We start from the raw sequence: 24,965 nt of genomic DNA, 5'->3' as shown, positions 1-24,965 counted from the left end.
AAGCTTCAAGCAAGTCCGATCAATCTGCTTAATGGATCAGTCGACTATGGGCGCTTTGTGGCAAACCGATTCAAATGAACCTGTGGTCCCGACTGAACGTATGGAAGAAGCGCCTTTACCTCAAAAAAAACGCCGCGCACGGCATGGCTGGCGGGCATTCTGGTTGTTGTTGCTGATTATCGTGGTGGTGGTCGGCCTCGCAGTGGCCAAGGAAATGCGCACGTCGCGGTTTCAGGCCCGGGAGCTCAGCAAGTATGCCGAGTCCCTGAGCTACTCGGTGCAGCCGGGGCCCAGCGATGCCATCGTCTACCCTGGCGCAGGCCCGTTCGACCGCCGCTTGGGCTACAGCGCGCTGGGGGAGTTCCTGCCGCGCCTGCTCAAGCGTGACTACGTTATCCAGGCCCAGGCACGATTTTCGCCGGCGTTGATGGGCTACGTCGAAAAAGGCCTGTTCGTGCCCTACGCGGAAAAGATCCAGGCCGGATTGACCATCACCGACTGCCGCGCCGCGCCGGTCTATCAGTTCAAGTACCCGCAGCAGCTGTATGCGAACTTCGAAGCGATCCCGCCCGTGGTGGTGCAGAGCCTGTTGTTCATCGAGAACCGTTTTCTGCTCGACCCCAAGCAACCCTTGGCCAACCCGGCCGTGGACTGGCCGCGCTTCGGCATGGCGGCCTGGTCGCAGGTCGCCAAGCTGTTGAGCCTGCCGGGGCAATCCGCCGGGGGCAGCACCTTGGCCACACAACTGGAGAAGTACCGTCACTCGCCTGAGGGCCTGACCGTGTCCGGCGCGGAGAAAATCCGCCAGATGATTTCCGCCAGCGTGCGCGCTTACCAGGGCGGCCCGCAAACCCTCGAGGCGCGGCAGCGGATCATCCGCGACTACCTCAACAGCGTGCCGCTTTCCGCCGTGCCGGGGCATGGTGAAGTCCACGGCATGGCCGAAGGCTTGCGGGTCTGGTATGGCGCCGACTTCAATCGGGCCAATGAACGCTTGGCCAGCACCGCGACCGATCCCCAGAGCCTGGCGGAAAAAGGCCTGGCCCTGCGCGAGATGCTGTCGTTGATGATCGCCCAGCGCCGGCCGTCCCATTACCTGTCCAAGGGTCACGATGAACTGGCGCGCCTGACCGACAGCCACATCCGCCTTTTGGCACAGAACGGCGTGATCGACGCGGCGCTGGCCGACGCGGCCCTGGCGAGCAAGGTCAGCTATCGCGACTGGGTCCAGGACCCGACCGTGCAGCCCAACGAAACCAACAAAGGCATCAGCGCCGCCCGCAGTCGCCTCGCCGCCCTGCTCAACCGCCCGCTGTACGACCTCGATCGCCTCGACCTGTCCGCCACCAGCACCTTGCAAAGCGATTTGCAGGCCCAGGCCACCGACTACCTCAAGCGCTTGGCCGACCCGGCCTTCGCGACCGAGATCGGCCTGATGGGAGAACGGCTGCTGACCCCCACCAGCACCACCCAGGTGCGCTACAGCTTCACCCTGCTGGAACTGACCCCGGATGGCTCGCGCGTGCGGGTGCAGACCGACAGCACCGACCAGCCTTTCGACATCAACGAAGGCAGCAAGCTGGAACTGGGCTCCACCGCCAAGTTGCGGGTACTCACCACTTACCTGCAGATCATCGCCGAACTGCACGAGCGTTATGCCCAGCAGACCCCGGCGGCGTTGAAGAAAACCGAAGTCGCCGAGCAGGACCGCCTCTCCCGCTGGGCCGTCGACTACCTGATCCAGAACACCGACCGCAGCCTGCCGACGATGCTCGAGGCCGCGCTGGACCGGACCTATTCAGCCAGCCCCGGCGAGGCGTTCTTTACCGGCGGCGGGCTGCACACCTTCCACAACTTCCGCAGGGAAGATGACGGTCGCTTGCCCACGCTGCGCGACGCCTTGCGAGAATCCATCAACCTGCCGTTCATCCGCCTGATGCGCGACCTGGTGCGCTACGCCACCTATGCCGGGCCCAACAACAGCTCCGAACTGCTCAAGGACGACAAGGACCCGCGCCGCCAGGAATACCTGGCCCAGTTCGCCGACCGCGAAGGCACTTCGTTCCTGCTCAGGTTCTGGAAGAAATACCAGAAGAAGGACACCGGCCAGCGCCTGGAAACGTTCCTCGACGGCATGCGCCCTACCGCTATCCGTTTGGCCGCCGTGCACCGCTATTTCTTTCCCAACGACAGCCAGGAGAGTTTCAACCGCTTCGTGCGCGCCCACTTGAAGTCGGCCAAGAGCGCCGAAAAACTCACCGACGAACGCCTCGAACGGCTCTACCAAAGCTATGGTCCCGGGGCTTATGACCTGCCGGACCAAGGCTTCATCGCCAAGGTCCACCCATTGGACCTGTGGTTGATGGGTTACCTGCTGAACAATCCCGACGCCAAGTTCAGCCAGATCGTCAAGGCCAGCCAATTCGAGCGCCAGGAAGTCTACAGCTGGCTGTTCAAGAGCCGACACAAGAGCGCCCGCGACAGCCGTATCCGCACCATGCTGGAGATCGAAGCCTTTCTGGATATCCATCAGCGCTGGCAGAAAGTCGGCTACCCGTTCGATCACCTGGTGCCGTCGCTGGCCACCGCCATCGGCAGCTCCGGTGACCGCCCGGCTGCGCTTGCAGAACTGGTGGGCACCATCCTCAACGATGGCATCCGCCAACCGGCGCTGCGGGTGGACAGCCTCGACTTCGCCGTCGGCACGCCTTACGAGACACGGCTGGTGAACAATCCGGACAACGGCAAGCGCGTGATGCCAGTGGAAGTAGCCCGGGCCTTGCGCGGGGCGCTGTCCCAGGTGGTGGATGCCGGCACCGCGAAACGCGTGGCCGGCAGTTTCAAGCTGGCCGACGGCACGCCGCTGGCCATGGGCGGCAAGACCGGCACCGGCGACAACCGCATCGAAGCGGTCGGCTCCGGTGGACGAGTGATCAGTTCCAAATCGATCAACCGCACCGCCACCTTCGTGTTCTACATCGGCGACAGCCATTTCGGCACCCTCACCGCCTATGTACCAGGCGCGTCGGCGCAGAACTTCAAGTTCACCTCAGCCTTGCCAGTGCAGGTGCTCAAGGGTATGGCGCCGTTTCTCTCGCCCTACCTGCAACCGGGAAGCCATACCCAGTGCAAGCCGTTGGTGGCGGGGCAGTGAAGCACGGCAATGCAGGCAGATTAACTGTGGCGAGGGGATTCATCCCCTCGCCACAAAATCAGGGTTGACCCAAGATCAGAGATTGATCCGAGGCACCGCGTCGAAGATCACCGTGAAGTCGGCGTTATACATGCCAGGAGAGAGAGGGCGAGTCGGTGAGTTCGCAACCACGATATACATGTCCGCCTGGGTACCGGGTGTGGACGTGGCATCGTCGACGACTTCCTGAGGTCGGTCGTCCAGAGGTACACCATTGAATACGGCCCTCAGGGAGACCACATCGACGCCGTTAGTCAAGTGGATGGACCCTGTACTCGCCCCGTTCTCGATGTAGGCGTGGACCGAACCATCGGTGTTCTTTACGTCAAAGGTGTGGCGTATAGAGGTGAATTTGTAGGTAAGGGGGTTGTAGTACATATATTCGTCCTTACCAAAATCCGGATTCCGGGGCTGCACGTGGAACTGCTGGGTCGGAATGTTCGCCTCGATATGGATGGATGAACGCGCATCATCAGCCCCGAACACCAGTGAAGAGTTCAGAGCTGCCGCCCCTAGAGCAATAACGGATACAACTTTCTTGAACATGCTTGATACCTTTTTTGTAGTAATAAAAGCGCAGGAGCAAACTTGCCCCCGCCGTCACTGACTCAGCACTACCCCGTGGCGAGGGAGCTTGCTCCCGCTGGGTGGCGCAGCCGCCCCCGCTCTTCGCTGAAACCCTGTCGGCCTCTGGACTGGTTGCGTCTGCTGCGCAGCCGAGCGGGAGCAAGCTCCCTCGCCACAGGAGTGCTGGTTCAAATGATCTTTGCCGCAGGGTTCGCGGTTGCTACGGTGCCGTGGCGTCGAACACCATGTGCACCGTGCCGTAGTAGTCCCCCGGCTTGTAATCGTCATCGGGTCTGATGGCGGCAATTTCCAGCGGCACCTGGCGTCCGGGCCGGGCTTCGGTGGCCGTGACCACCTGGGCCGAATCCAGGGTGAGTGCGACGCCATTGAAGGTCACCCGCAGATCGATACGCTCACGTCCGTTGGACAGATACGCCTCTTCCCCGAGGCGAGCACCGATGGCGCCGTTGCTGTTCTTCACCTCGTAGGTGGCCCGCAACGGACTGAGCTCGCCGGTGACGGTGCTGAAGGGCAAGCGCTGTTCGCGCTGGACCAGTTGCGGGTCGAGGGGCACCACATGAAAGTCGACGGTCGGGATGGTCACGTAGACCTCGAAGGTTTCCCGTTCGACCGCGCCCCAGGCCTGGACCCAGGGCAACATAAGGGCGCTCAGTGCGAGGGGGCGTACCAGTGTCTTGAACATATTTGATTACCTGTGGCGTCAACGACGGTTCGGCGACGGCGACCGTCAACCTTTGATCTCGACGTTTTTCTGCTCGCTGCCTTCGATCAGCGTGAAGCGATATTCGCGCCCCGCCTCCTTGTCGAACGAGAACGTCCGGCCGGCCATGATGTGGTGCTTGGTGGTCGGCCGGCACTCGTTCTCTTTCTTCGCTTCGCAGTCCTTGAACTCATCGATCACCAGTACGCTGTTGCCGTTATTGCGTATCTGGTAGCGATTGGCGCTGTCATCGATCACGGTCTCGAAGCGAGTGTCCTTGGGCCGTACGAAGAACACCGTGCCGTAGCCCGCCAGTACCTTGACCCCCGCCCCGATGCGCTCCTTCTTGTATTCCTCGCGCTCCTCCTTGCTGATGGCGAACTCGTCTTCGGCCTCCGGCACCACCGGCACGAAGCGCACGCGGAAGTACCGTTCCTTGTCGCGGTTGCCCATGAACAGCAAGCGCGTGCCCTGCACCCCGTTGGCCGGCACGATCAGCCGCGCCGGGCTGGCCATCAACCCGTCCTTGGCCTGGGCACTGGCCTGGTTCTGCAGCGGCACTTCCTGGTAGCTGCCGTCCTCGTTATAGATAATCTCCAGAATGTTGACCTTGACGAACGCCGTGGACGTGCCGCCGTTGAAGATCCGCTTCATGTAGGTGGTCTTGTTGCCGTCCAGGTAGTCGTAGACCACCCCGACGCCGATTTGCGGACCGGCCTGGGCCACGCCGCAAAACAGATAGAGTCCAACCCATGCCAATAGATGTTTCATCGCTTTTCCAACCTCATGCATTTAACGCAACTCACTAAAAATCCTGGCCGACCGGCCGTTCAAACTTCCGAATCCCAGACCACGGTGACGTTGCCGCTGTAGGCCTTGGCGCCACTGTCGAGCATCTCTTCGACGCTGCCTTGGGCCACTTCGAAGTGCAGCATCCCGGGCCGGCGGTCGACGTAGAAATTGGGCTGGAACAATTCGGTGCCAGTGCCGTCACGCAACAACGGGCGACGGGCGACCGGTTGCCCTGCGGCATCCGTCAAACCCTCGGGCAGGGTCACGCTGACGTTCACCGGCACGGCATGACCGGTGGCAGTCTCGGAAATCGCGCAGGTATTGGCGCTGATGGTTTGGCATTCGATTGCCATCTTGAAACGCGAGGACGCGGAGATATGGAAGCGCTGGTCGCGAAACAGCCGTGTCGGCTTGCTACCGTTGCTCAACCAGGCTTGCCAGCCCTCCTGGGGTACCAGTTCGACGCGGTTGCCACCGGGGGGCACGTCCACCTTGAGGGCATGCTCCACATCCAGTTTGAAATTGAGTGTGAGCACCGAGTCATCGGGGATCATGACGTCGCCCATGTCCAGGTCCTGTCCCGGGCCAACGCCATAGGACACAGAACCGATGTATTGACCGGTCGACATTCTCAATGGATTGGGTGTGCGCAGCTCATAGGCAAAGTTCAAGCCGTGATAAGTCATGCTGGGAATCAGGTAACTGGCCCTTTTGGCACACACCCCTTCGACCGGAGTCTTCCAGAAGAATATGTAGACGAGGGTATTGAGACCCGAGTGACCCGAGGATTGACAGGGCGAAGGGGCATACCTCCAGGAAGAGCCGCCCCAAAGCTTCGAATGGGCGGTTGACATATCCACGCCGCCACCGACCAGGTCGATTACGCTGACAGGGAGCTGGTAGTACGTGCCTATGCCGGCTATGCGTACTTGGACGATTTCCGTTTCACCGGTCCCCGTATGAGTCACCAGCGCAGGACGCCAAGTGGCAGGCATATGGAACATCGCCCCCTGTCGCGAGTCGCTGTGTCCCGGCTGGATAGGTGCGTTCGAGTGGGCCTTGAGCAGGAATTGCACACTGTAGATTTTCTCCCTTTCACAGAGCGCTGCATAAAGCTGGCAATACCCCGAGGGTGGCGTAGTGTTGAGGAAGGTGTTGTCATTGGGCTTCGAAGGATCCGGCCTGTAGACTGCGGTGATATCCTTGTTGGCGGCACTGGCCGTCGAGGCGCACGCCAACAACGCCACTGAAACCACCCTACGCACTGCCATCGGTAAATGTTTCATCGATACCTCACCGTCCTTTCGCCTCAGGCTGGACAATCCATGCCCTTAAACTTCCGAATCCCAGATCACCGTGACATCGCCGCTATAGCGCGTGGCGCCGCCGTCCAGCATCTCTTCGACGCTGCTACGGCCGACCTCGAAGTGCAGCATTCCCGGCCTGCGGTCGACATATAAGCCCGGCTGGAACAACTCGGTGCCACTGCCATCGCGCAACAGCCGGCGACGGTTGACCGGTTGTCCACTGGCGTCCGTCAAGCCATCCGGCAGGGTCACGCTGACGTCCACCGGCACGGCGTGGCCGCTGCCGGTCTCGGTGATCGCGCAGGTATTGCCGCTGATGTGCTGGCATTCGAGCCCCATCTTGAAACGGGAAGAGGCGGAGATATGGAAGCGCTGGTCGCGGAACAACCGCACCGGTTTACGACCGCTGTTGAGCCAGGCTTGCCAGCCGTCCTGGGGCACCAGTTCCACGCGGTTGCCGCCGGGGGGGACTTCGACCTTGAGGGTGTGTTCGACGTCGAGTTTGAAGTTGAGGGTGAGCACCGAATCATTAGGGATCATGACGTCGCCCAGATCGACGTCCTGGCCCGGCCCAACGGTGTAGGTCAACGTGCCCGTGTATTGGCCGGATGACATCTTCAAAGGGTTAGGCGTGCGCAGTTCGTAGGCAAAGTCCACATGGGTGTAGCTCATGGCAGGGATCGAATAAAGAGCCGTCTTGGCACACACCTCTTCTACCGGAGCCTTCCAGAAAAACTCGTAATCAATAGCGGTGTAGGCCCCAACGCCGCTGTATTGACAAGGCGCGGGGACATTTACCCAGGAAGAACCTCTCCATAAGCGTTTATGGGCATCAAGGATACTTACACCGCCACCTACCACGTTCACGACGCCCGCAGGAATTCGATATCTGGAGCCGATACCGGAAAAGCGCACTTCAACGAGTTCCGTTTCGCCCGTTGCGGTGTGAGTGATCTGCGCTGGACGCCAGTTTGCGGGGACTTTGAACATCGCCCCCTGGCGAGCGCTTCCATGATCGGCCTGAATAGGACCGATCGAATTAGAGGTTAGGGGTAACCGAATGCTGAACATCTTGGCCAGCTCGCACTGATGCGGATAAGTCGCGCAATAACCACTGACCGGAGTGGTATTGCGAAAAGTATTTTCTTGGGGTTTCGAAGCATCAGGCCTGAACACCGCACTGATGTCCCGGCTCACAGCATTGGCCACCGGCACGCAAGCAAACAACAACACCGAAACCACGCTGCGCACGGCTACCGAAAAAGGTTTCATCTATACAACCTCATACATCAATGCGAATCCCTGCAAGTTGGAGAAAAACCTCACCGTGGGAGCAAGGCTTGCCCGCGATGCAGGCGCCCCGGTCTCCTGGTGAGTTGGTGTTATCGTTCATCGCGGGCAAGCCTTGCTCCCACAGCTCATGAACGCTGCTTCGCCGGGTCAGCCGCAGCCAGCGAGCTGTCAGCCAAACTGTCCGGGGTGCAGCGCAGGTCGCCGATCATCAACACGTCGCCTTCCTCGGTGGCGGTTTCCGGGTCGAGGCGGAAGCGGCAGAACAACTCGTTGCCGTAGCGCACTTCCAGGGTCGGGGACGCGGCATTCATCTCCATGGAGAAGAACCCGTCCGCCTCGCTGACGCCGCGGCTGGCGTGGTTGATCACGTGATGGCCCTTGAGCGGCTGGCCCTGTTCGTCCAGCAGGCGGCCGAGCACGGTCACGGTTTTCATCACGCTGACCTTGCGGTAGTCCACGCCGCCCTTGTTCAGGTGATAGCGAGTGCGTGCCGGCTCGATGCTCGCCGCCGGCGGATGGACGCCCTCGAAGTCGAAGGTGACCATGCTGTTTTTGTAGGCGGTGATCGGCACGAAGTTACGACCCGGGTGCAACGTGGTGCTGCCGCCAGTCAGGTCGTCGGCGCGCAGGACGATGTTGTCCAGGTCGGTCTCCACGTCGACGATCATCCCGGCGCCGCGACCTTGCGGCACGCCGGTGAAGGCGGCTTTGCGGCCGCCCACGGCCACCGTGCTGCTGAGGTTCAGGCCGCCGGTAAGGTTGTCGTTGTAGGACGAGCGCTGGATGAAGCCATCGCCGTAGAGCGAGTCGGTACTGAAGCTGGCAAGGCCGGACAGGCCCACGCCATAGGTATCGGCCAGTGCCGTGGCGGAGACGCTTTGCAACACGTGGTCCTGGAGGTCGCGGCGATAGGTCAGCGAGGCATTGTTGTCCCGGTCGCCCTCGCGGGAGGTGCGGGTGCCGATGCTGCCCGACCAGTATTCGCCCGGGCCGCCCAAGGCCACGCTGAGGCTCAGGTCCACGCCGCGATTACGCCGGTCGTTGGTACTCGAAGAGCCAGGGCGGTCGAACACCGACAACCGCCAGTTGGCATCGCTGCCACGCAGCTTGGCGCGCTGGGTCCAGCCCAGGTCCAGGCCCGTGCCCTGGACATTGCCTTCGCTGTAGGCCAGCCGCCCGTTGATGGACGTCTTGTTGCTCAAGCGATGATTGACCGACAGCGACGAGTTGCTGGTGTGGCCGACGTACACGTTGCGCTGGCGGATACGGGTGCCGTCCGGCAGGGTCTCGTAGGTGTTGCGGGTGTCCAGCCAACTGCGGTTGTGGCTGGCCACGACGCTGCCATTGCCGTAGCTGTACATGCCCTGCAAGTCCATGCCATTGCCGTACTGTTCGGTCTGGTAGACATTGGCGTACAGGCTGGTACTGCTGGCCAGCGTCCAGTCCACCGAAGTGCCCACTTGCAGTTTGTCCTGCACCTGGCGCATGGAGCCCCCCAGGATCACCCGCGGGTGCAGCAGGTAATTGACGCCGAGGCCCGCCGTGGTGAAGCCCGAGGGCTGATCGTCCCAGTTGCTCCACAACCGGGTTTCCCGGCCGGCGAACAGGTTGTAGCGCCAGCGATCTTCGGTGCTGCTCCAATTGCTGGGTTTGTAGACCAGTTCCTGACTGGTGGCGGTGGTTTGCCCGTCCTCGATCAGCCGGACTTCCACTTCGTAGATGCCACCGGGCAATGGTCGGGTGTCCAGGCTCTGCAAGCCAGCGCTGACGGCCTGGGTGTTGATCAGCAGGCCACTGCGATAAATCTCCACCGACGCCTGGCGGCTGGCGGTGACATAAATGGGGTAGACGCTGGGCTTGGGATTATCGACGACCAGGCTGTCGGAACTGCCGAACATCACCCCCAGCGCGGTGTCCGGGTTGGCGCCGAACGAACGGATCTGACGGTTCAGGCCATCGGAGCTGGGCGTGAAATAACCCAGGCGGAAAAATTGTTCTTCCAACTCCCGTTGGGTATAGAGCTCGTGGACGGCGTGGTAAATCTTGTCGTCCGGCCCGCCAAGGCGCGAGAGCTGAAGGTCCAGGGACTGGCTCCAGTTGCCCACGCTGGAACTGGCGTTGAGGCCGTAGCGTCCCCCCGTGTCCTGTTCCTGGCCACCATTGAGATTGAGTTGGTTACTGAAGATAAGACCGAGGCTGCCCTCTTTGGGCTGGTCGTAAAAACGCCGGGGCTCGGTCGAGCGCTCGACGTCCTGGGTCAGGATCGACACCAAGGAATTCTCGAGACTGTAATGCACGGCCAGCAACCCCGCCGAGCAATTGGTCTCACAGGCGCCGAGTGCGATGCCCTGCTTCAGGCGTTGTTCCCATTGCTCGCGTTCGACAGCCTTGATCGAACTTTCCTGGGTGTCGGTGAATTCGAGCAAAGTAATACGATCATCTCGCGTCAAGACCACCATGGCCTCGCCGAGATACTGTTGATTGAGTTCAATACGAACCGCGAGCGGCACATCGAAGAAGTGGGCTTCAAACTCCGCCGGCAACCCCTTGGCCTGGGACAACAGGCTCGTGGGTGTGGTACCGGGTGCAGTTGGCGCGGCCAATGCATTGGCGCACAACAATAGCGCGAGCGCACCTGCGATGGGTGTCATCGAAAACATCAACGGGACTCTCATTATCAGCGAGCTATCAAGGCATTCCAGGTACAGGCCGGCCGGCTGGGGAGCGCCGGCAGGCCTGTCGCGCTGCCCGGGACGAGGTGGAACTCACCGGGCGGCAGAGGGCATTACGGGCGCGGCACGGCGTCGAAGATGACGGTCATGTCAGCGGTGTACAGGCCGTTCTGGGTAGCCAGAGGCTTGGCCGGGCTGATGGTCATGTCAGCCTGGGTGCCTGGCGTGGAGGTGGCGTCGTCCACCACTTCCTGGGGGATGGCGGTCAGGGTGACACCGTTGAAAGCGGTGGTCAGGGCGATGGCATCGCTGCCGTTGTACAGCGCGGCCGGGCCGCCTTCGATGTAGGCGTTAACCGAACCCTCGGTGTTCTTCACGTCGTAGGTTTGGCGCAGCGACGTCAAGGTCCCGCTGACGGTGTTGTAGGTCATGGTTTCATCCTTACCCCAGTTCGCGTCACGTGGCTGCACGTGGAACTGCTGGGTCGGAATATTCGCCGTGATGTGGATGGAGGAACGCGCATCATCGAGAGCGAACGCCAGCGAAGAACTCAGGGCCGCGGCGGTCAGGGAAGCTGCGGTTACGATTTTCATGAGCATTGTTAACACCTGTTCATAGCAATAAAGAGGGAAGGGCTGAAGTTGCAGGCCAAATACAGCTTGGCGTACCCCTTCAACGCCGGTGCATGATCGTCGCTCTTTAATTAAAAATAAGCAGGAAAGTTCGCATAGACTTGTAGTAAAGCGAACATGCAACACAAGGAAAAATACGCAATTTTCGATAAAACGTAACTTTTAATGTAAGAGCATTCCCACACTCCTACTAGTTACAGTTAATACTTCCTGACATCCACCCGGTTTCGCCCCGCAAACTTAAGGGATTGAGGTAAGGTCATACTTCACTTCTTGTAGGACCCAACGAAGATATATCTTCATCTCAAGATATATCTATATAAGCGAAGATATATCTGAAGTCAAAGATATATCTCGGTTCTATTTATGCGGAACAGAGAGCAAATACATGACAGTCCTTTATTCCCCTTCCACTCATGAGCAGGGTCGTCAGGATGGCTTCGAACGACGTCCGCCCGGTCGCGAGCGCGGCAGTCGCGGCCCAAGGGTTTTCGCCGCCGGCGACTTGAAATTGCTGTTGCTGGCCCTGATTGCCGAGAAACCTTGTCACGGCTACGAGCTGATTCGGCAGATCGAGTCCATGTTCGACGGGGCCTACAGCCCCAGCCCCGGCGTGATCTACCCGACCCTGACCCACCTTGAAATGGGTAAGATGATCAGCGGCGACGCCAAGGCTGGAAAAAAGTGTTACAGCGCGACCGATGTCGGACGTCTATTCCTTCGAGACCAGGCTGAAGCGCTGGACGGCGTGCGGATGCGCATCGAAACCGGCAAGCGCACCCTGCGTGACCAGGATCGGCCTGCCGAGATCCACGAGGCGGTGGGTCACCTGCGTGATGCGCTACAGATGCATCAAGGCCGCTGGAGCCCGGAAGAAATCCTGCGGGTGAGCGGCCTGCTCAACGACACCGTCAAAGCCATCGTCGACGGCCCTGCCCGTCCCTCTGTTTCGGAGTCAAGCAATGACTGAACACGATCCAAGCACCATTCACCGCGTCAGCCACGAGATCAAGCGTCGCCGCCTGCAAGTGTTGCGGGTGGTGGACCTGACCCCACGCATGCGCCGCATCACCGTCGGCGGGCCGGAACTGGCCGGGTTCGTCAGCCTGGGCACCGACGACCATGTGAAATTGCTGTTCCCGCAGAACGCCGAGGAACAGGCCGCCCTGGATAACTTCAACCCCAGCGCGGGCAAGGCCCAGGGCCCGATGCCCGAGATGCGCGACTACACGCCACGCCGCTATGACCTGGACACCCTGGAGCTGGACATCGATTTCGTGCTCCACGGCGACGGCCCGGCCTCGACCTGGGCGGCCCAGGCCGCACCCGGGCAATACCTCAATATCGCCGGCCCCCGGGGCTCGATGATCGTGCCGGACATCTTCGACAGCTACCTGCTGGTCGGCGACGAAACCGCCCTGCCCGCCATCGCCCGCCGCCTCGAAGGCCTGGCGCCGAACCGACGGGCCCTGGTGGTGGTGGAAGTGGAAAACGGCGCCGAACAGCAGATCCTCCAGAGCCCGGCGCAGGTCCATGTGATCTGGGTGCTGCGCGAAGGCCGCCAGGACAACCTGCTGCGAACCGTGCAACAGCTGGAAATGCCTGGCGGCAAGCTGTACGCCTGGGTCGCGACCGAGAGCAAGGTGTCGCGGCAGATTCGCAAGGTGTTGCTGGAAGAGAAAGGGTTGGACCAGGATTTTGTGAAGGCGGTGGGGTATTGGAAGGCGGAGGGTAGTGAGGAGGATTGAGAGACTGGCGGCTGGACTACCCTGTCCCTCTAAACAACACAGCCCCCTGTGGCGAGGGGATAAATCCCCTCGCCACAGATAAGTACCTCTCCACAGATAAATGGCCCTTACCATAAGGGCTATCGTTTTCCTTGAGCGCTTTACCAACATCCCACCAGAGACTCCGCCCCATGCTCTTTCTCCTCGCCTACATCGCCAGCGTCGTGCTGATCAACTTCGCGTTTTCCGCCGCGCCGCACCTGGACATCATCTGGTCGGCCTGGGGCGGGCTGGTGTTTATCCTGCGGGACATGGTGCAGACCCGTTTCGGCCATGGCGCCATCGTGGCAATGCTGGCGGCGCTGGTGTTGTCCTACGTCACTTCGGACCCGACCATCGCCCTGGCCAGCGCCACGGCATTCGCCGTATCCGAGTGCATCGACTGGCTGGTGTTCACCATCACCAAACGCCCGCTCCATGATCGGCTGTGGATCAGTTCGGCACTGAGCATTCCCCTCGACACCTTCATTTTCTTCGGCCTGATCGATGCCCTGACGCCGGGCGTGGTGATCACCGCCCTGGCCTCGAAATTCGCCGGTGTCACGGCTGTCTGGCTGATCATGGCCTGGCGTTTGCGCAAGCAAACCGTCGCCACCTGAAGCCAAACCCTGCGGTTCATGTAAAATGCCGCGCTTTCTCCCCATGGGAAGCTCGCCCGGCGCGCGCCCCGATGATCCGCTCCTGTTTGAGGACCTTCAGATGACCCGTATCGGAACCCCATTGTCGCCCACCGCGACCCGCGTTTTGTTGTGTGGCAGCGGTGAGCTGGGCAAGGAAGTGGTAATCGAGCTGCAGCGCCTGGGCGTCGAGGTGATTGCCGTGGATCGCTATGCCAACGCGCCGGCCATGCAAGTGGCCCACCGCAGTCATGTGATCAACATGCTCGACGGCGCCGCCCTGCGTGCGGTGATCGAAGCCGAGAAGCCGCACTTCATCGTGCCGGAAATCGAAGCCATCGCCACTGCGACCCTAGTGGAACTGGAAGCCGAAGGCTTCACCGTGATCCCCACCGCTCGCGCCGCGCAACTGACCATGAACCGTGAAGGCATCCGTCGCCTGGCCGCCGAAGAGTTGGGCCTGCCGACTTCGCCGTACTTCTTCGCCGACACTGTCGAAGACTACCGCAAGGCCGTGGAAACCCTGGGCTTCCCCTGCGTGGTCAAGCCGGTGATGAGTTCCTCGGGCAAGGGCCAGAGCCTGCTGCGCGGCAGCGATGACGTGCAGAAAGCCTGGGACTACGCCCAGGAAGGTGGCCGCGCCGGCAAGGGCCGGGTGATCATCGAAGGCTTTATCGATTTCGACTATGAAATCACCCTGCTCACTGTGCGTCACGTGGGCGGCACCACCTTCTGCGCACCGGTCGGTCACCGTCAGGAAAAAGGCGACTACCAGGAGTCCTGGCAGCCCCAAGCCATGAGCCCGGCGGCCCTGACTGAATCCGAGCGCGTGGCCAAGGCCGTGACCGAGGCCCTGGGTGGTCGTGGCCTGTTTGGCGTCGAGCTGTTCATCAAGGGTGACCAGGTGTGGTTCAGCGAAGTCTCGCCACGCCCCCACGACACCGGCCTGGTGACGCTGATTTCCCAGGACCTGTCGCAATTCGCCCTGCACGCCCGCGCCATCCTTGGCCTGCCGATCCCGCTGATCCGCCAGTTCGGCCCGTCGGCGTCGTCGGTGATCCTGGTGGAAGGCCACTCGACCCAGACCGCATTCACCAACCTGGGCGCCGCCCTGAGCGAACCGGATACCGCGCTGCGCCTGTTCGGCAAACCGGAAGTCAACGGCCAACGCCGCCTGGGCGTGGCCCTGGCGCGCGACGAGTCCATCGAAGCGGCCCGTGCCAAGGCTACCCGGGCTTCCCAGGCGGTGAAGATCGAGTTGTAAAACTGGGCGGGATACAGTCCCCCTGTGTTGAGGGGATTTATCTGTGGCGGGGGATTTATCCCCGCTGGGCTGCGAAGCAGCCCCCCAAAGCAGTCACCTCAATCTTTCTGATCCACCGAGTTGTCAGGTTTTAGGGCTGCTGCGCAGCCCAGCGGGGATAAATCCCCTCGCCACAAAAGCCGGGTGCAGCCTAACCTGACTGACATCGGCACAAAAAAAGGCGACACCCGCCAAGGTGTCGCCTTTTTCATGAGCGTCGGTTGGACTTAATCCGGCAGCTTGTAGGCAATCACATAATCACCCTGCTTGGTCCCCAGGGAGCCATGGCCGCCGGCGACAACCAGCACGTATTGCTTGCCGTCCTTGCCGGTGTAGGTCATCGGCGTGGTCTGGGCACCGGCGGGCAGCCGGCCTTCCCACAGCTGCTTGCCGTTTTTCACGTCATACGCGCGCAGGTACTGGTCCAGCGTACCGCTGAGGAATGCCAGGCCGCTGCCAGTAGTGAACGTACCACCCAGGCTCGGAACACCCATGCTCAGCGGGATCGGTACTGGCGAGCTGTCGCGCACGGTACCGTTCTTGTGTTTCCACAGGGTCTTGTTGTTGGTCAGGTCCACCGCCGCGACATAACCCCATGCAGGCGCTTGGCAAGGCAGGCCCATCGGCGAGAGCAGCGCTTCGAGGATCACGCCATACGGCGCGCCCTTGTTCGGCTGCACGCCTTCGGTTTCGCTCTTGCGACCCGGACCACCGGCCACTTCAGCCGCTGGCACCAGCTTCGACTTGAATGCCATGTAGCTCGGGTTGACGAAAGCGATCTGGCGCACCGGGTCCACCGAAATGCCGCCCCAGTCGAATACACCGAAGTTGCCCGGGTAGACGATCGAGCCTTGCAGCGACGGTGGGGTGAACATGCCGTCATAGCGCAGCGACTTGAAGTCGATCCGGCACAACATCTGGTCAAACGGGGTCACGCCCCACATGTCGCGTTCCTTGAGGACCGGCGGCACGAAGTTCAGGTCGGACATCGGTTGGGTCGGCGAAGTGTGGTCGCCCTCCACCGCGCCTTGCGGCACTGGGATTTCCTTGATCGGCACGATCGGCTGACCGTTGCTGCGGTCCAGCACGTAGATGCTGCCCTGCTTGGTCGACGCCAGGACGGCGGGTTTCACGCCATCGGCGGTCTTCATGTCCATCAGCGTCGGTTGACCGCCGACGTCCATGTCCCACAGGTCGTGGTGGGTGAACTGAAAGTACCAGCGCACCTTGCCGGTGGCGATGTCCAGGGCGGTCAGGCCGGCGGCGTATTTTTCCGACTCCGGGGTACGCATGCCACCGAACTGGTCGGGGGTCTGGTTGCCCATCGGCAGGTAAAGCATGCCGAGTTTTTCATCGACGCTGAACATGGACCACATGTTCGGCGAGTTGCGGGTGTAGGTCTGGCCTTCGGCAATCGGCGTGGTGTCGTCCGGGTTGCCGCTGTCCCAGTTCCATACCAGCTTGCCGGTGTGCACGTCGTAGGCACGGATCACACCGCTTGGTTCGTCGGTGGAGACGTTGTCGGTGACGTGGCCGCCGATCACCACCAAGTTCTGGGTGACCGCCGGTGGCGAGGTGGAGTAGTAACCGCCGGCCGTGAAGCCGCCGATGTTGGCGGACAGGTCGACCTGGCCCTTGTCGCCGAAGTCTTCGCACATCTTGCCGGTGTCGGCGTTGAGGGCGATCAGGCGGGTGTCGGCGGTGGGCAGGAAGATCCGCCGCGGGCAGACGGTGCTGGGCGGTGTGGTGCTGGCGGTGCCGGTGGGGCTCTGTTCGGCGGAGGCGTACACCGCGTCATCGTGGTAGGTCACGCCACGGCAGGTCATGTGGGCCCAACCCTTGAAGTTTTCCGCTTTTTGCGTGGAAAGCTTCGGATCGAAACGCCAGATTTCCTTGCCAGTTTCAGGCTCCAGGGCAATCACCTGGCTGTGAGGCGTGCACACGTAAAGCATGCCGTTGACCTTCAGCGGGGTGTTTTCGGCGGTGGTTTCCCCCGGGTCGTTCGGCCCTGGCAGGTCGCCGGTGCGGTAGGTCCAGGCTTCTTTCAGCTTGCTGACGTTCTCGGGGGTGATCTGCGCCAGCGGCGAATAGCGGTCGCCGTGGGCGCTGCGCCCGTAGGAGTTCCAGTCGCCGTCCGGCATGGCCGGTGCGGTGTTGGTCATGCCTGGCACGCTGTCGCGGTCCAGTTGGCCCTTGATCTCACCCGGGTTGGTGAACTGGCTGGCGAGCGCGGCGATACCGGCGATGACCACGGCGGCGCCCAATGCACGGGTGCCCATGGCCGAGGCATCGGCGGTCAACAGCGGGCGACGGAACCACGGCAGCAACATGACGATGCCCAGGGCAAACAGCATCGCCAGGCGCGGCACCAGTTGCCACCAGTCCAGGCCGACTTCCCACAGCGCCCACACGGTGCTGGCGAACAGCACCAGTGCGTACAAGCCCAGGGCCGCGCGGCGGGCCATGATCAGCAGCACGCCGGTCAGCGCCAGGCCGATACCGGCCAGCAGGTAATACCACGAGCCGCCCAGCGTGCTCAGCTTGACTCCCCCGGCCAGCAGGGCCAGGCCCATCAATAGAAGCAGAATGCCGAGCAGGCTCGGAAGCAGACGGCTTCGACTCAAAGCACCCTCAGTGCTCATAGTGTGATTCTCCGTGATGTTTTAAGGAGGCCCGCGCAAGTAGTCACTGTAGATGACGATCTTGAAGGGGCATGGTTCAGTTGAAAAAGCAAATTGGCTGCCCCACCCCCTGTGGGAGCGAGCTTGCTCGCGATAGCGGCGTGTCAGTCGGCTTCAAGGTTGAATGTGCAATCGTTATCGCGAGCAAGCTCGCTCCCACAGGCGTTCGCCGAGACAGCGCTGTCTTTCAGGGTCATGACATTGAGCATTCATCAGATCTTTCAGCGGGAATGAGCTGGACGCAGAGGCTTGGGCATAACAAAAGAAACGTTTCAGCAAGCGGCGCAAGGATAATGTTCTGTTACGGATTGAGAAAGGGCTTTTGTTGACATGGATCATCTCGGATTTGGTAACAGTACGCCTGGCCCTGGAGCCTCACGACGAACGCTATGCTTCCACCACAAGGGCACCTCGGCTAAGGTGCGCGGCTTTACCCTTTTTTGCGCGAAGACCTCCCATGACCGAACCCAACAACAACCCGCTGCACGGCGTGACGCTGGAGCAGATCCTCAACGCCCTGGTGCAGCACTACGAATGGTCGGGGCTGGCCGAGCGCATCGATATCCGTTGCTTCAAGAGCGACCCGAGCATCAAGTCGAGCCTGACCTTCTTGCGCAAGACGCCATGGGCGCGGGAGAAAGTCGAGCGCCTGTACATCAAGTTGATGCGCACCAAACGGCCGGTCTGAGCCGTCGTGGGGATTGATAGAGGTACGGGCCTCACCCTGCGCCAGCGCTTCGTGTCGGTAACGGCGCTGCTGGCCTGGGCGGGGTTGGGCATCCAGCTGTATCTGATCCTGCTGGGTCGCTGGGAACTGGGGGCGAGCCTGCTGGGCGGGTTGGTGAGTTTCTTCAGTTTCTTCACGGTGCTGACCAACCTGTGGGTGGCGGTGGTCCTGACCTGGGAGCTGACCCCTCGCCCAGCCCCGGCCCGCCGCTGGTTCCTGCAGCCCAGCGTACGCAGCGGCGTCGCCGTGAGCATCGCCCTGGTCAGCCTGGCCTACAACCTGCTGCTGCGCCACCTCTGGCAACCCGAAGGCTGGCAGTTCGTGGCCGACGAATTACTGCATGACGTGGTGCCCTTGCTCTACATCGCCTATTGGTGGCGCTGGGTGCCCAAAGGCCGCTTGCGCCTGGGCCACATCGGGCTGTGGATGATTTACCCCTTGGTCTATTTCGCCTATCTCCTGCTGCGGGGGGATTTACTGGCGGCCTACCCCTACCCTTTCATCGACGTGGCGAGCCTGGGTTATCCACAGGTGTTCATCAATGCCGGAGGGATACTGGCGGGATTTGTCGGGATTGCGTTGGGGGTGGTGGGGTTGGATCGGTGGGTGGGACTCAAGGAAACACCATGATCCCCTGTGGGAGCGAGCTTGCTCGCGATGGCGCAGGCACATTCAACAGTGCCTGGCGCTGACCACCGCTGTCGCGAGCAAGCTCGCTCCCACAAGGGGTTGTGTTCCATCTCCGACATCACCGCCTGGCCGGCAACATCCACACCAACCCACTGGCCTTGGCCCGTTCATGACACAACGCCAAGACCCCGCGCCGTTCGTCGTTGTCCATCCGGCTCCACCGAGTGATTTCCGCCACAGTGCGCTGGCAGCCGGTGCAGATATCGTCATCGTCCAGCGCGCAGATGTTCACGCAGGGCGACGGCACCGGGCGTTCAGGGGCGCTCATGGTTCCTGCTCGGCCAGGTCGCGGGCATAGCGCTGGGAATTGTGCACATAGTGCGCCGCGCTGGCCACGAGCATATTCTTCTGGGCTTCGGTCAATTCACGCACCACCTTGCCGGGCGAGCCCATCACCAGCGAGCCGTCGGGAATCTCTTTGTTTTCGCCGATCAGCGAATTCGCGCCGATGATGCAGTGCTTGCCGATCTTCGCGCCGTTGAGGATCACTGCGTTGATGCCGATGAGGCTGTAGTCGCCCACCGTACAGCCATGGAGCATCGCATTGTGGCCGATGGTCACGCCAGTGCCGATGGTCAGTGGATAACCCATGTCGGTGTGCATCACCGTGCCGTCCTGCACATTGCTGTCCTTGCCGATCAGGATCAGCTCGTTATCGCCGCGCAGCACCGCGTTGAACCAGACATTGGCGCCCTCTTCGAGGCGGACCTTGCCCACCAGCGTGGCGTTGGGCGCGACCCAGCTTTGTGGGTGGGTGTCGACACGGGCATCGCCCAGGCGGTATTTCATGGGAGTCCTCGGGGCATCAGGTATTGATGAAACTCTTTGGCGGGGTGTGCAGGTCGATCTCGGCGTCGTACAGCAGGTTGACCAGTTCGACGATCATGATCGCCGTCAGCCCCCAGATCTTGTACTCGCCAAACCGATAGCTGGGCACATACCAACTGCGGCCCTGGTAATCGATCCGGTGCGTGTGCTCGCGCGGATCCTTGCGGAAGAACTCCAGTGGCACGCTGAATACCGCCGCGATCTCGGCATCGTTGGCCTGGTATTCGACGTAGTCCGGAATCACCCCGACATACGGCGTGACCTTGATGCCGTGCAGCGAGATCAACGGGCTGAGGGGGCCGATCACTTCCACCAGGCCGGGGGGCAGGCCGATTTCTTCCTCGGCTTCGCGCAGGGCGGTGAAGATCAGATCCGGATCTTCCGGGTCGCGACGCCCGCCGGGAAACGCCACTTCGCCGCCATGGGTCGATAGCCCGCTGGCGCGCAGGGTCAGTACCAGTTCCGGTTCGTCACTGCGGGTGATCGGCACCAGTACCGCGGCTTCAGGGAAACGTCGGTCGGCCTGCAGGTCGCGTGGGGTGTGGTTGCTTACTCGATGCAGTAGCTCGTCCAGCATGAGACTTCTCGATTTATTCGCTACCTTGCATCATGCACCAATCATTCAAGCGGCCCAACCCCCGCACCGCGTCGTGTCGCGAAACGACAACTTGCCGACACCTGCCGCGCACGCCAAGATAGGCGCAGCATTCAGGAACCCAAGCATGAAATTCTGCAGCCAGTGCGGTAACCCGGTGACCCAGCGCATACCCGAAGGCGACTCGCGCCTGCGCTTTGTCTGCGACACCTGCCACGCCATCCATTATCAGAACCCCAACATCGTGGCCGGTTGCGTACCGACCTGGGGTAGCAAAGTCCTGTTGTGCCGGCGTGCCATCGAGCCGCGGCGCGGTTACTGGACCCTTCCGGCAGGTTTCATGGAGAACGGCGAGACCATCGAACAGGCCGCCGTACGGGAAACCGCCGAAGAAGCTTGCGCCCGGGTGCGAAACTTGAGCATCTATACGCTGATTGACGTACCGCATATCAGCCAGGTACATGTATTCTTCCGCGCCGAACTGGTGGACGAGGATTTCGCCGCCGGGCCCGAGAGCCTGGAAGTGAAGTTGTTCGAAGAAGCGGACATTCCCTGGGACGAGCTGGCTTTCCGTACGGTAGGCCGCACCCTGGAATATTTCTATGCCGACCGCCGGGCCGAGGATTACCCGGTGCGATCCGAATCGATCCCGCCGCTGGCTCAGCCGGCCAACACCTGAAAACCCATACAGTCGAAACACCTCTAGGGATATCGTTTCAATGCGCTGGTTGCTTGTCCTGTTCTGCTTGTCGTTCACCGCTGTGTCCCAGGCCGCCGCGGTGGGAACCTACAACGGCAAGGTCATCGAAAAAGTGCTGGTGCTCAAGTCCGCCCATCAATTGCAATTGATCAACGACGGCAAGCCACTCAAGACCTATCGCATTTCCCTGGGCAAGGGCGCCAAGAAAGGTCCCAAGCTGATCGAGGGCGACAAGCGCACCCCCGAGGGTTTCTACTGGATCGACTGGCGCAAGACCAGTGACCGGTTTTACCTGTCGATGCACATTTCCTACCCCAACATCAGCGACGCCGCCCGCGCCCGGCGCGAAGGCGTGGAACCGGGGGGCATGATCATGATCCACGGCACGCCTGATTCGGAAGAAAACCCTGAACAGCTGTTCCATACGCTGGACTGGACTGATGGCTGCATCGCCATGCGCAACGTGGACATGCGCGAAGTCTGGAACCTGGTGCCGGATGGCACGATGATCGAAATTCGTCCGTAGCCCTTGTGGTGAGGGGATTTATCTGTGGCGAGGGGATTTATCCCCGCTGGGCTGCGCAGCAGCCCCAAAGCAGGCAACTCAACTTTCCTGACACACCGGGTTGTCAGGTTTTGAGGCCGCTTCGCGCCCTAGCGGGAGCAAGCTCCCTCGCCACAACAGCGCGTCAGCCCGGGTAGCCTCGGACGACCGCCCGTCAGCATCGAAAAATAAAATCAAAAAATCCCATCTTCAGAAATTGCCTACAGATGAATACCAGTTCATCCGGCAGGCGTTGTCGCAACTGAAGATCTTTGCGTTCGAATCCCCTCCCCCTAATACCACTTCAATCCCACCCCGATAGAACCCTCTAAAAACGCCTCTAGAACCCAGGAAATCGGCGTTGACATGGTATTCAAGTGGTATTAGCTTCCCTCCCACTTACCGAGCGACAACAACTCAACAACCGCATCGGACACCGATATGAACGACATCCTGGCCCTGCGCCCTGACGACACCCAACCCACGCCGCTGTACCTGCAATTGGCGCGCAACCTGGAGGCAGCGATTCATGCCGGCCAGTGGAAAGCCGAGCAGGCGATGCCGTCCGAGCGCAGCTTGAGCGAGCAACTGGGCATTTCCCGGGTCACCGCGCGCAAGGCCTTGGAGGTGCTGTTCGAACAAGGCTTGATTCGCCGCAACCAGGGCTCGGGAACGTTCATTACCCCGCGCCTGGAACAGCCGCTGTCACGCCTGAGCGGCTTCAGCGAGATGCTGCGGCTCAAGGGGTTTGTGCCCGGTTCCCAATGGCTGGAGCGGGACATCACCCCGCCCACCCACGAAGAACTGATCCGCCTGGGCCTGTCGCCCACCGACAAGGTCGCGCGGCTCAAGCGCTTGCGCAAAGCCGATGACACGGTCATGGCCATCGAGATGAGCACCCTGCCCGCCTCGATCATTCCAAAGCCACAGGCCGTGGGCGATTCCCTCTACGCATTTCTCGACGGCATCGGCAAGCCGGTGGTGCGCGCCTTGCAACACATCCAGGCCATCAATGCCTCGGACGAATTCGCCGCCCTGGTGGGCATCGCCCCCGGCACCGCGATGTTGCTGATGACCCGGGTCGGCTACCTGGAAGACAACACCCCCATCGAAGTCACCGACACCTATTGCCGCAACGACTACTACGACTTTGTCGCAGAGCTGCGGCGCTAGACGACTAGAGAGTCCCCATGTCCGAAGACAATATCCTCACCGCCAATGGCTGGGTTCGCGGCCGCCTGATCCATGCACACGGCAAGGTCGTGTCCATCGAAGGCCAGCCTTGCGATCCGGCCAGCAACGACCTGCCCTACCTGCTGCCCGGTTTCATCGACCTGCACGTCCATGGCGGTGGCGGCAAGGACATCATGCAAGGCGCTCCGGCGTTCGAAACCATCGCCCGTACCCATGTGCGTTTCGGCACCACCGCGCTGCTGGCCACGACCATGACCGCGCCCAGCGAAGAAATCGCCAGCGTGCTGCAGGCCCTCGGCGGGTTCTGTGAACAACGCCCGAACGGCAGCGCCCGAGTCCTGGGCGTGCACTTGGAAGGCCCTTACATCAACCCTGGAAAACTGGGCGCGCAACCGAATTTCGCCCACACCGCGCTGCTGGCCGAGGTGGAGAGCTACCTGGCGCTGGCGCCGATCCGGGTGATTACCATCGCCCCGGAAATCGCCGGTCACGATGCCTTGATCCGCGCCCTCAGCGCCCGGGGCGTGCGCATGCAGATCGGCCATACCTTAGGCAGCTACGAAGAAGGCGTCGCGGCGTTGGCCGCCGGGGCCAGCAGTTTCACCCACCTGTACAACGCCATGAGCCCGTTGCATCACCGCGAACCGGGGATCGTCGGCGCGGCCCTGGCCCATGCGCAATATGCCGAGCTGATCCCCGACTTGCTCCACGTGCATCCCGGCGCCATGCGCGTGGCCCTGCGGGCGATCCCATGCCTGTACTGCGTCACCGACTCCACCGCCGCCGCCGGCATGCCCGATGGCGAATACAAGCTGGGCAGCCACACCGTGACCAAGTGCCTGGGCGGGGTGCGCCTGGCCGATGGCACCCTGGCCGGCAGCACCCTGACCATGGACCAGGCCCTGCGCAACCTGGTGAAAATCGGCCTGCCCATCGCCGAAGCCTCCCAGCGTCTGTCCCAGTTTCCCGCCGACTACCTCGGCCTGCCCGAGCGCGGTCGCCTGCAGCCCGGCGCCTGGGCCGACTGCGTACGCCTTGACCGTTCCCTGACCCTGACCGACGTGATGGTCGAAGGAGAAGCCATTGACTTCCAAAATGCTTGAAGAGGCGCTGGCCTCCCATGAAGCGGTCGAGCGCCAGTTGCAGCGACTGGACCCGGCCCTCGAGGAAATCGCCGGACGCCTGCGCCGCCAGCCACCGCAAGTGGCAATGACCGTCGCCCGCGGCAGCTCCGATCACGCCGCCAGCTATTTCGCTTACCTGGCCATGCAGCAGCTGGGCATCCCGGTGGCTTCGCTGCCGATGTCGGTGGTGACCATGCAACAGGCGCCGCTGAAGGTCAGCGGCCAGGTGGTGTTCGGGTTTTCCCAGTCGGGACAGAGCCCGGACCTGGTGAACAGCCTGCGCCTGTTGCGCAAGCGTGGCGCCTTGAGCGTGGCGCTGGTCAACGCCACCGACTCGCCTCTGGAGGCAGCTTGTGAATTCAGCGTGCCGCTGTGTGCTGGCGTCGAGAGCAGCGTCGCCGCGACCAAGAGTTTCATCGCCACCCTCAGCGCCAGTGCGCGGCTGGTGGCCCACTGGAAAGCTGACGCCGAATTGCTCGAAGCCGGCGGCGCCCTGCCCGAGGGCCTGCGCGAGGCCGCCCGCCAGGACTGGCACAGCGCTGTCGACGCCTTGCGTGACTGTCAACGGTTGATGGTGATCGGCCGGGGCGCCGGGTTCGCCATTGCCCAGGAAGCAGCGCTCAAGTTCAAGGAAACCTCGGCGATCCAGGCCGAAGCCTTCAGCAGTGCCGAAGTTCGTCATGGGCCCATGGCGCTGATCGACCATGACTACCCGCTGCTGGTGTTCGCCCCGCGCGGTGCCGAACAGGCCGGCGTATTGAGCCTGGCCGCGGACATGCGCCAGCGCGGTGCCCGGGTCCTGCTGGCGGCACCTGATGACATTGTCGAACGCGACCTGACCTTGAGCCGCGCCGAACACCCGGCCCTGGACCCGATCCTGGCGATCCAGAGCTTCTACGCGATGGCCGCGAGCCTGGCCGTGGCCCGAGGCCTGGACCCGGACCAGCCACGGCACCTGAGCAAGGTCACCCGTACACACTGATCCGACTGCTTTTCAA

24 protein-coding genes are annotated in these 24,965 nt (G+C 61.9%); 13 read left to right on the top strand and 11 right to left on the bottom strand.

The window, feature by feature from the left end; all coding sequences use genetic code 11:
* Positions 1-46 precede the first annotated feature (46 nt).
* Entirely contained in the window at positions 47-3,154 is a 3,108-nt protein-coding gene (locus BT125_RS18350) for a transglycosylase domain-containing protein (RefSeq protein WP_072409032.1), read from the top strand.
* A 75-nt stretch (positions 3,155-3,229) separates the two neighbouring features.
* Here the strand turns inward: BT125_RS18350 and BT125_RS18345 are convergent, their stop codons facing one another.
* From BT125_RS18345 to BT125_RS18325, 5 genes are all read right to left on the bottom strand, one after another.
* Complete coding sequence (locus BT125_RS18345; protein ID WP_072409030.1) at positions 3,230-3,739, bottom strand: CS1 type fimbrial major subunit; 510 nt, start codon at positions 3,737-3,739, stop codon at positions 3,230-3,232.
* 241 nt (positions 3,740-3,980) lie between these two features.
* Positions 3,981-4,463, bottom strand: a complete 483-nt coding sequence (locus BT125_RS18340) for a CS1 type fimbrial major subunit (RefSeq protein WP_072409028.1) — start codon at positions 4,461-4,463, stop codon at positions 3,981-3,983.
* 45 nt (positions 4,464-4,508) lie between these two features.
* Positions 4,509-5,252, bottom strand: a complete 744-nt coding sequence (locus tag BT125_RS18335) for a pilus assembly protein (RefSeq protein WP_072409026.1) — start codon at positions 5,250-5,252, stop codon at positions 4,509-4,511.
* A 59-nt stretch (positions 5,253-5,311) separates the two neighbouring features.
* A complete protein-coding gene (locus tag BT125_RS30055) occupies positions 5,312-6,544 on the bottom strand; it encodes a hypothetical protein (protein WP_072409024.1) in 1,233 nt (410 codons plus the stop codon).
* A 60-nt stretch (positions 6,545-6,604) separates the two neighbouring features.
* Positions 6,605-7,795: a hypothetical protein gene (locus BT125_RS18325; RefSeq protein WP_256573792.1), complete on the bottom strand. Its 1,191-nt coding sequence runs from the start codon at positions 7,793-7,795 to the stop codon at positions 6,605-6,607.
* On the opposite strand from BT125_RS18325, the gene BT125_RS29700 reads away from it, so the two are divergent.
* A complete protein-coding gene (locus BT125_RS29700; protein WP_256573794.1) occupies positions 7,710-7,955 on the top strand; it encodes a hypothetical protein in 246 nt (81 codons plus the stop codon). The two genes, BT125_RS18325 and BT125_RS29700, sit on opposite strands and share 86 nt — an antisense overlap.
* Before the next feature lie 43 nt (positions 7,956-7,998).
* On the opposite strand, the gene BT125_RS18320 is transcribed toward BT125_RS29700, so the two are convergent.
* Positions 7,999-10,533 (bottom strand): CS1-pili formation C-terminal domain-containing protein, encoded by a 2,535-nt coding sequence (locus BT125_RS18320; protein ID WP_072409020.1) that lies wholly within the window; start codon positions 10,531-10,533, stop codon positions 7,999-8,001.
* A 125-nt stretch (positions 10,534-10,658) separates the two neighbouring features.
* Positions 10,659-11,144, bottom strand: coding sequence for a CS1 type fimbrial major subunit (locus BT125_RS18315; protein WP_072409019.1), 486 nt, complete (start codon positions 11,142-11,144; stop codon positions 10,659-10,661).
* 421 nt (positions 11,145-11,565) lie between these two features.
* On the opposite strand from BT125_RS18315, the gene BT125_RS18310 reads away from it, so the two are divergent.
* The 4 genes from BT125_RS18310 to purT all read left to right on the top strand — a co-directional run bounded on the left by BT125_RS18310 (position 11,566) and on the right by purT (position 14,845).
* Positions 11,566-12,147: a PadR family transcriptional regulator gene (locus BT125_RS18310; protein ID WP_072409017.1), complete on the top strand. Its 582-nt coding sequence runs from the start codon at positions 11,566-11,568 to the stop codon at positions 12,145-12,147.
* A complete protein-coding gene (locus BT125_RS18305; RefSeq protein WP_072409016.1) occupies positions 12,140-12,925 on the top strand; it encodes a siderophore-interacting protein in 786 nt (261 codons plus the stop codon). Before BT125_RS18310 ends, BT125_RS18305 begins: the two co-directional genes overlap by 8 nt.
* Positions 12,926-13,095: 170 nt before the next feature.
* Positions 13,096-13,563, top strand: coding sequence for a preQ0 transporter (locus tag BT125_RS18300; protein ID WP_072409014.1), 468 nt, complete (start codon positions 13,096-13,098; stop codon positions 13,561-13,563).
* Between the two features lie 100 nt (positions 13,564-13,663).
* Complete coding sequence (gene purT / locus BT125_RS18295) at positions 13,664-14,845, top strand: formate-dependent phosphoribosylglycinamide formyltransferase (RefSeq protein WP_072409012.1); 1,182 nt, start codon at positions 13,664-13,666, stop codon at positions 14,843-14,845.
* Positions 14,846-15,111: 266 nt separating this feature from the next.
* Here the strand turns inward: purT and BT125_RS18290 are convergent, their stop codons facing one another.
* Entirely contained in the window at positions 15,112-17,526 is a 2,415-nt protein-coding gene (locus tag BT125_RS18290) for a glucose/quinate/shikimate family membrane-bound PQQ-dependent dehydrogenase (RefSeq protein ID WP_072409010.1), read from the bottom strand.
* A 496-nt stretch (positions 17,527-18,022) separates the two neighbouring features.
* Here BT125_RS18290 and BT125_RS18280 point away from each other — a divergent pair, with 496 nt between their 5' ends.
* Both BT125_RS18280 and BT125_RS18275 read left to right on the top strand, forming a co-directional pair.
* On the top strand, positions 18,023-18,253 hold the full coding sequence (locus BT125_RS18280) for a VF530 family protein (protein WP_003205228.1): 231 nt from the start codon (positions 18,023-18,025) through the stop codon (positions 18,251-18,253).
* 6 nt (positions 18,254-18,259) lie between these two features.
* A complete protein-coding gene (locus BT125_RS18275) occupies positions 18,260-18,922 on the top strand; it encodes a Pr6Pr family membrane protein (protein ID WP_072409006.1) in 663 nt (220 codons plus the stop codon).
* 118 nt (positions 18,923-19,040) lie between these two features.
* Here the strand turns inward: BT125_RS18275 and BT125_RS18270 are convergent, their stop codons facing one another.
* Genes BT125_RS18270 through BT125_RS18260 form a run of 3 tightly spaced genes read right to left on the bottom strand, consistent with a single transcriptional unit; the run spans position 19,041 to position 20,387 of the window.
* The gene (locus BT125_RS18270) at positions 19,041-19,250 is read right to left on the bottom strand and encodes a DUF1289 domain-containing protein (RefSeq protein ID WP_024619283.1); all 210 of its coding nucleotides are present in this window, start codon (positions 19,248-19,250) and stop codon (positions 19,041-19,043) included.
* A complete protein-coding gene (locus BT125_RS18265) occupies positions 19,247-19,771 on the bottom strand; it encodes a gamma carbonic anhydrase family protein (RefSeq protein WP_072409004.1) in 525 nt (174 codons plus the stop codon). Before BT125_RS18265 ends, BT125_RS18270 begins: the two co-directional genes overlap by 4 nt.
* A 16-nt stretch (positions 19,772-19,787) precedes the next feature.
* Complete coding sequence (locus BT125_RS18260) at positions 19,788-20,387, bottom strand: CoA pyrophosphatase (RefSeq protein ID WP_072409002.1); 600 nt, start codon at positions 20,385-20,387, stop codon at positions 19,788-19,790.
* A 145-nt stretch (positions 20,388-20,532) separates the two neighbouring features.
* Between BT125_RS18260 and BT125_RS18255 the strand changes: the two genes are divergently transcribed.
* The 5 genes from BT125_RS18255 to BT125_RS18235 all read left to right on the top strand — a co-directional run bounded on the left by BT125_RS18255 (position 20,533) and on the right by BT125_RS18235 (position 24,949).
* The gene (locus BT125_RS18255; RefSeq protein WP_053186956.1) at positions 20,533-21,084 is read left to right on the top strand and encodes an NUDIX hydrolase; all 552 of its coding nucleotides are present in this window, start codon (positions 20,533-20,535) and stop codon (positions 21,082-21,084) included.
* A 40-nt stretch (positions 21,085-21,124) separates the two neighbouring features.
* Complete coding sequence (locus BT125_RS18250) at positions 21,125-21,631, top strand: L,D-transpeptidase family protein (protein WP_072409000.1); 507 nt, start codon at positions 21,125-21,127, stop codon at positions 21,629-21,631.
* A gap of 459 nt (positions 21,632-22,090) precedes the next feature.
* Positions 22,091-22,822 (top strand): GntR family transcriptional regulator, encoded by a 732-nt coding sequence (locus BT125_RS18245; protein WP_072408998.1) that lies wholly within the window; start codon positions 22,091-22,093, stop codon positions 22,820-22,822.
* Positions 22,823-22,839: 17 nt separating this feature from the next.
* A complete protein-coding gene (nagA, locus tag BT125_RS18240; protein ID WP_072408996.1) occupies positions 22,840-23,946 on the top strand; it encodes an N-acetylglucosamine-6-phosphate deacetylase in 1,107 nt (368 codons plus the stop codon).
* Complete coding sequence (locus tag BT125_RS18235; RefSeq protein WP_139271753.1) at positions 23,927-24,949, top strand: SIS domain-containing protein; 1,023 nt, start codon at positions 23,927-23,929, stop codon at positions 24,947-24,949. The genes nagA and BT125_RS18235 overlap by 20 nt, the downstream gene beginning before the upstream one ends.
* Positions 24,950-24,965 lie beyond the last annotated feature (16 nt).

Origin of the sequence: Pseudomonas sp. NFACC04-2 (assembly GCF_900119265.1) — a bacterium.
Classification (GTDB): Bacteria; Pseudomonadota; Gammaproteobacteria; order Pseudomonadales; family Pseudomonadaceae; genus Aquipseudomonas; species Aquipseudomonas fluorescens_AA.
This window is presented reverse-complemented; position numbering and strand designations above follow the sequence as displayed.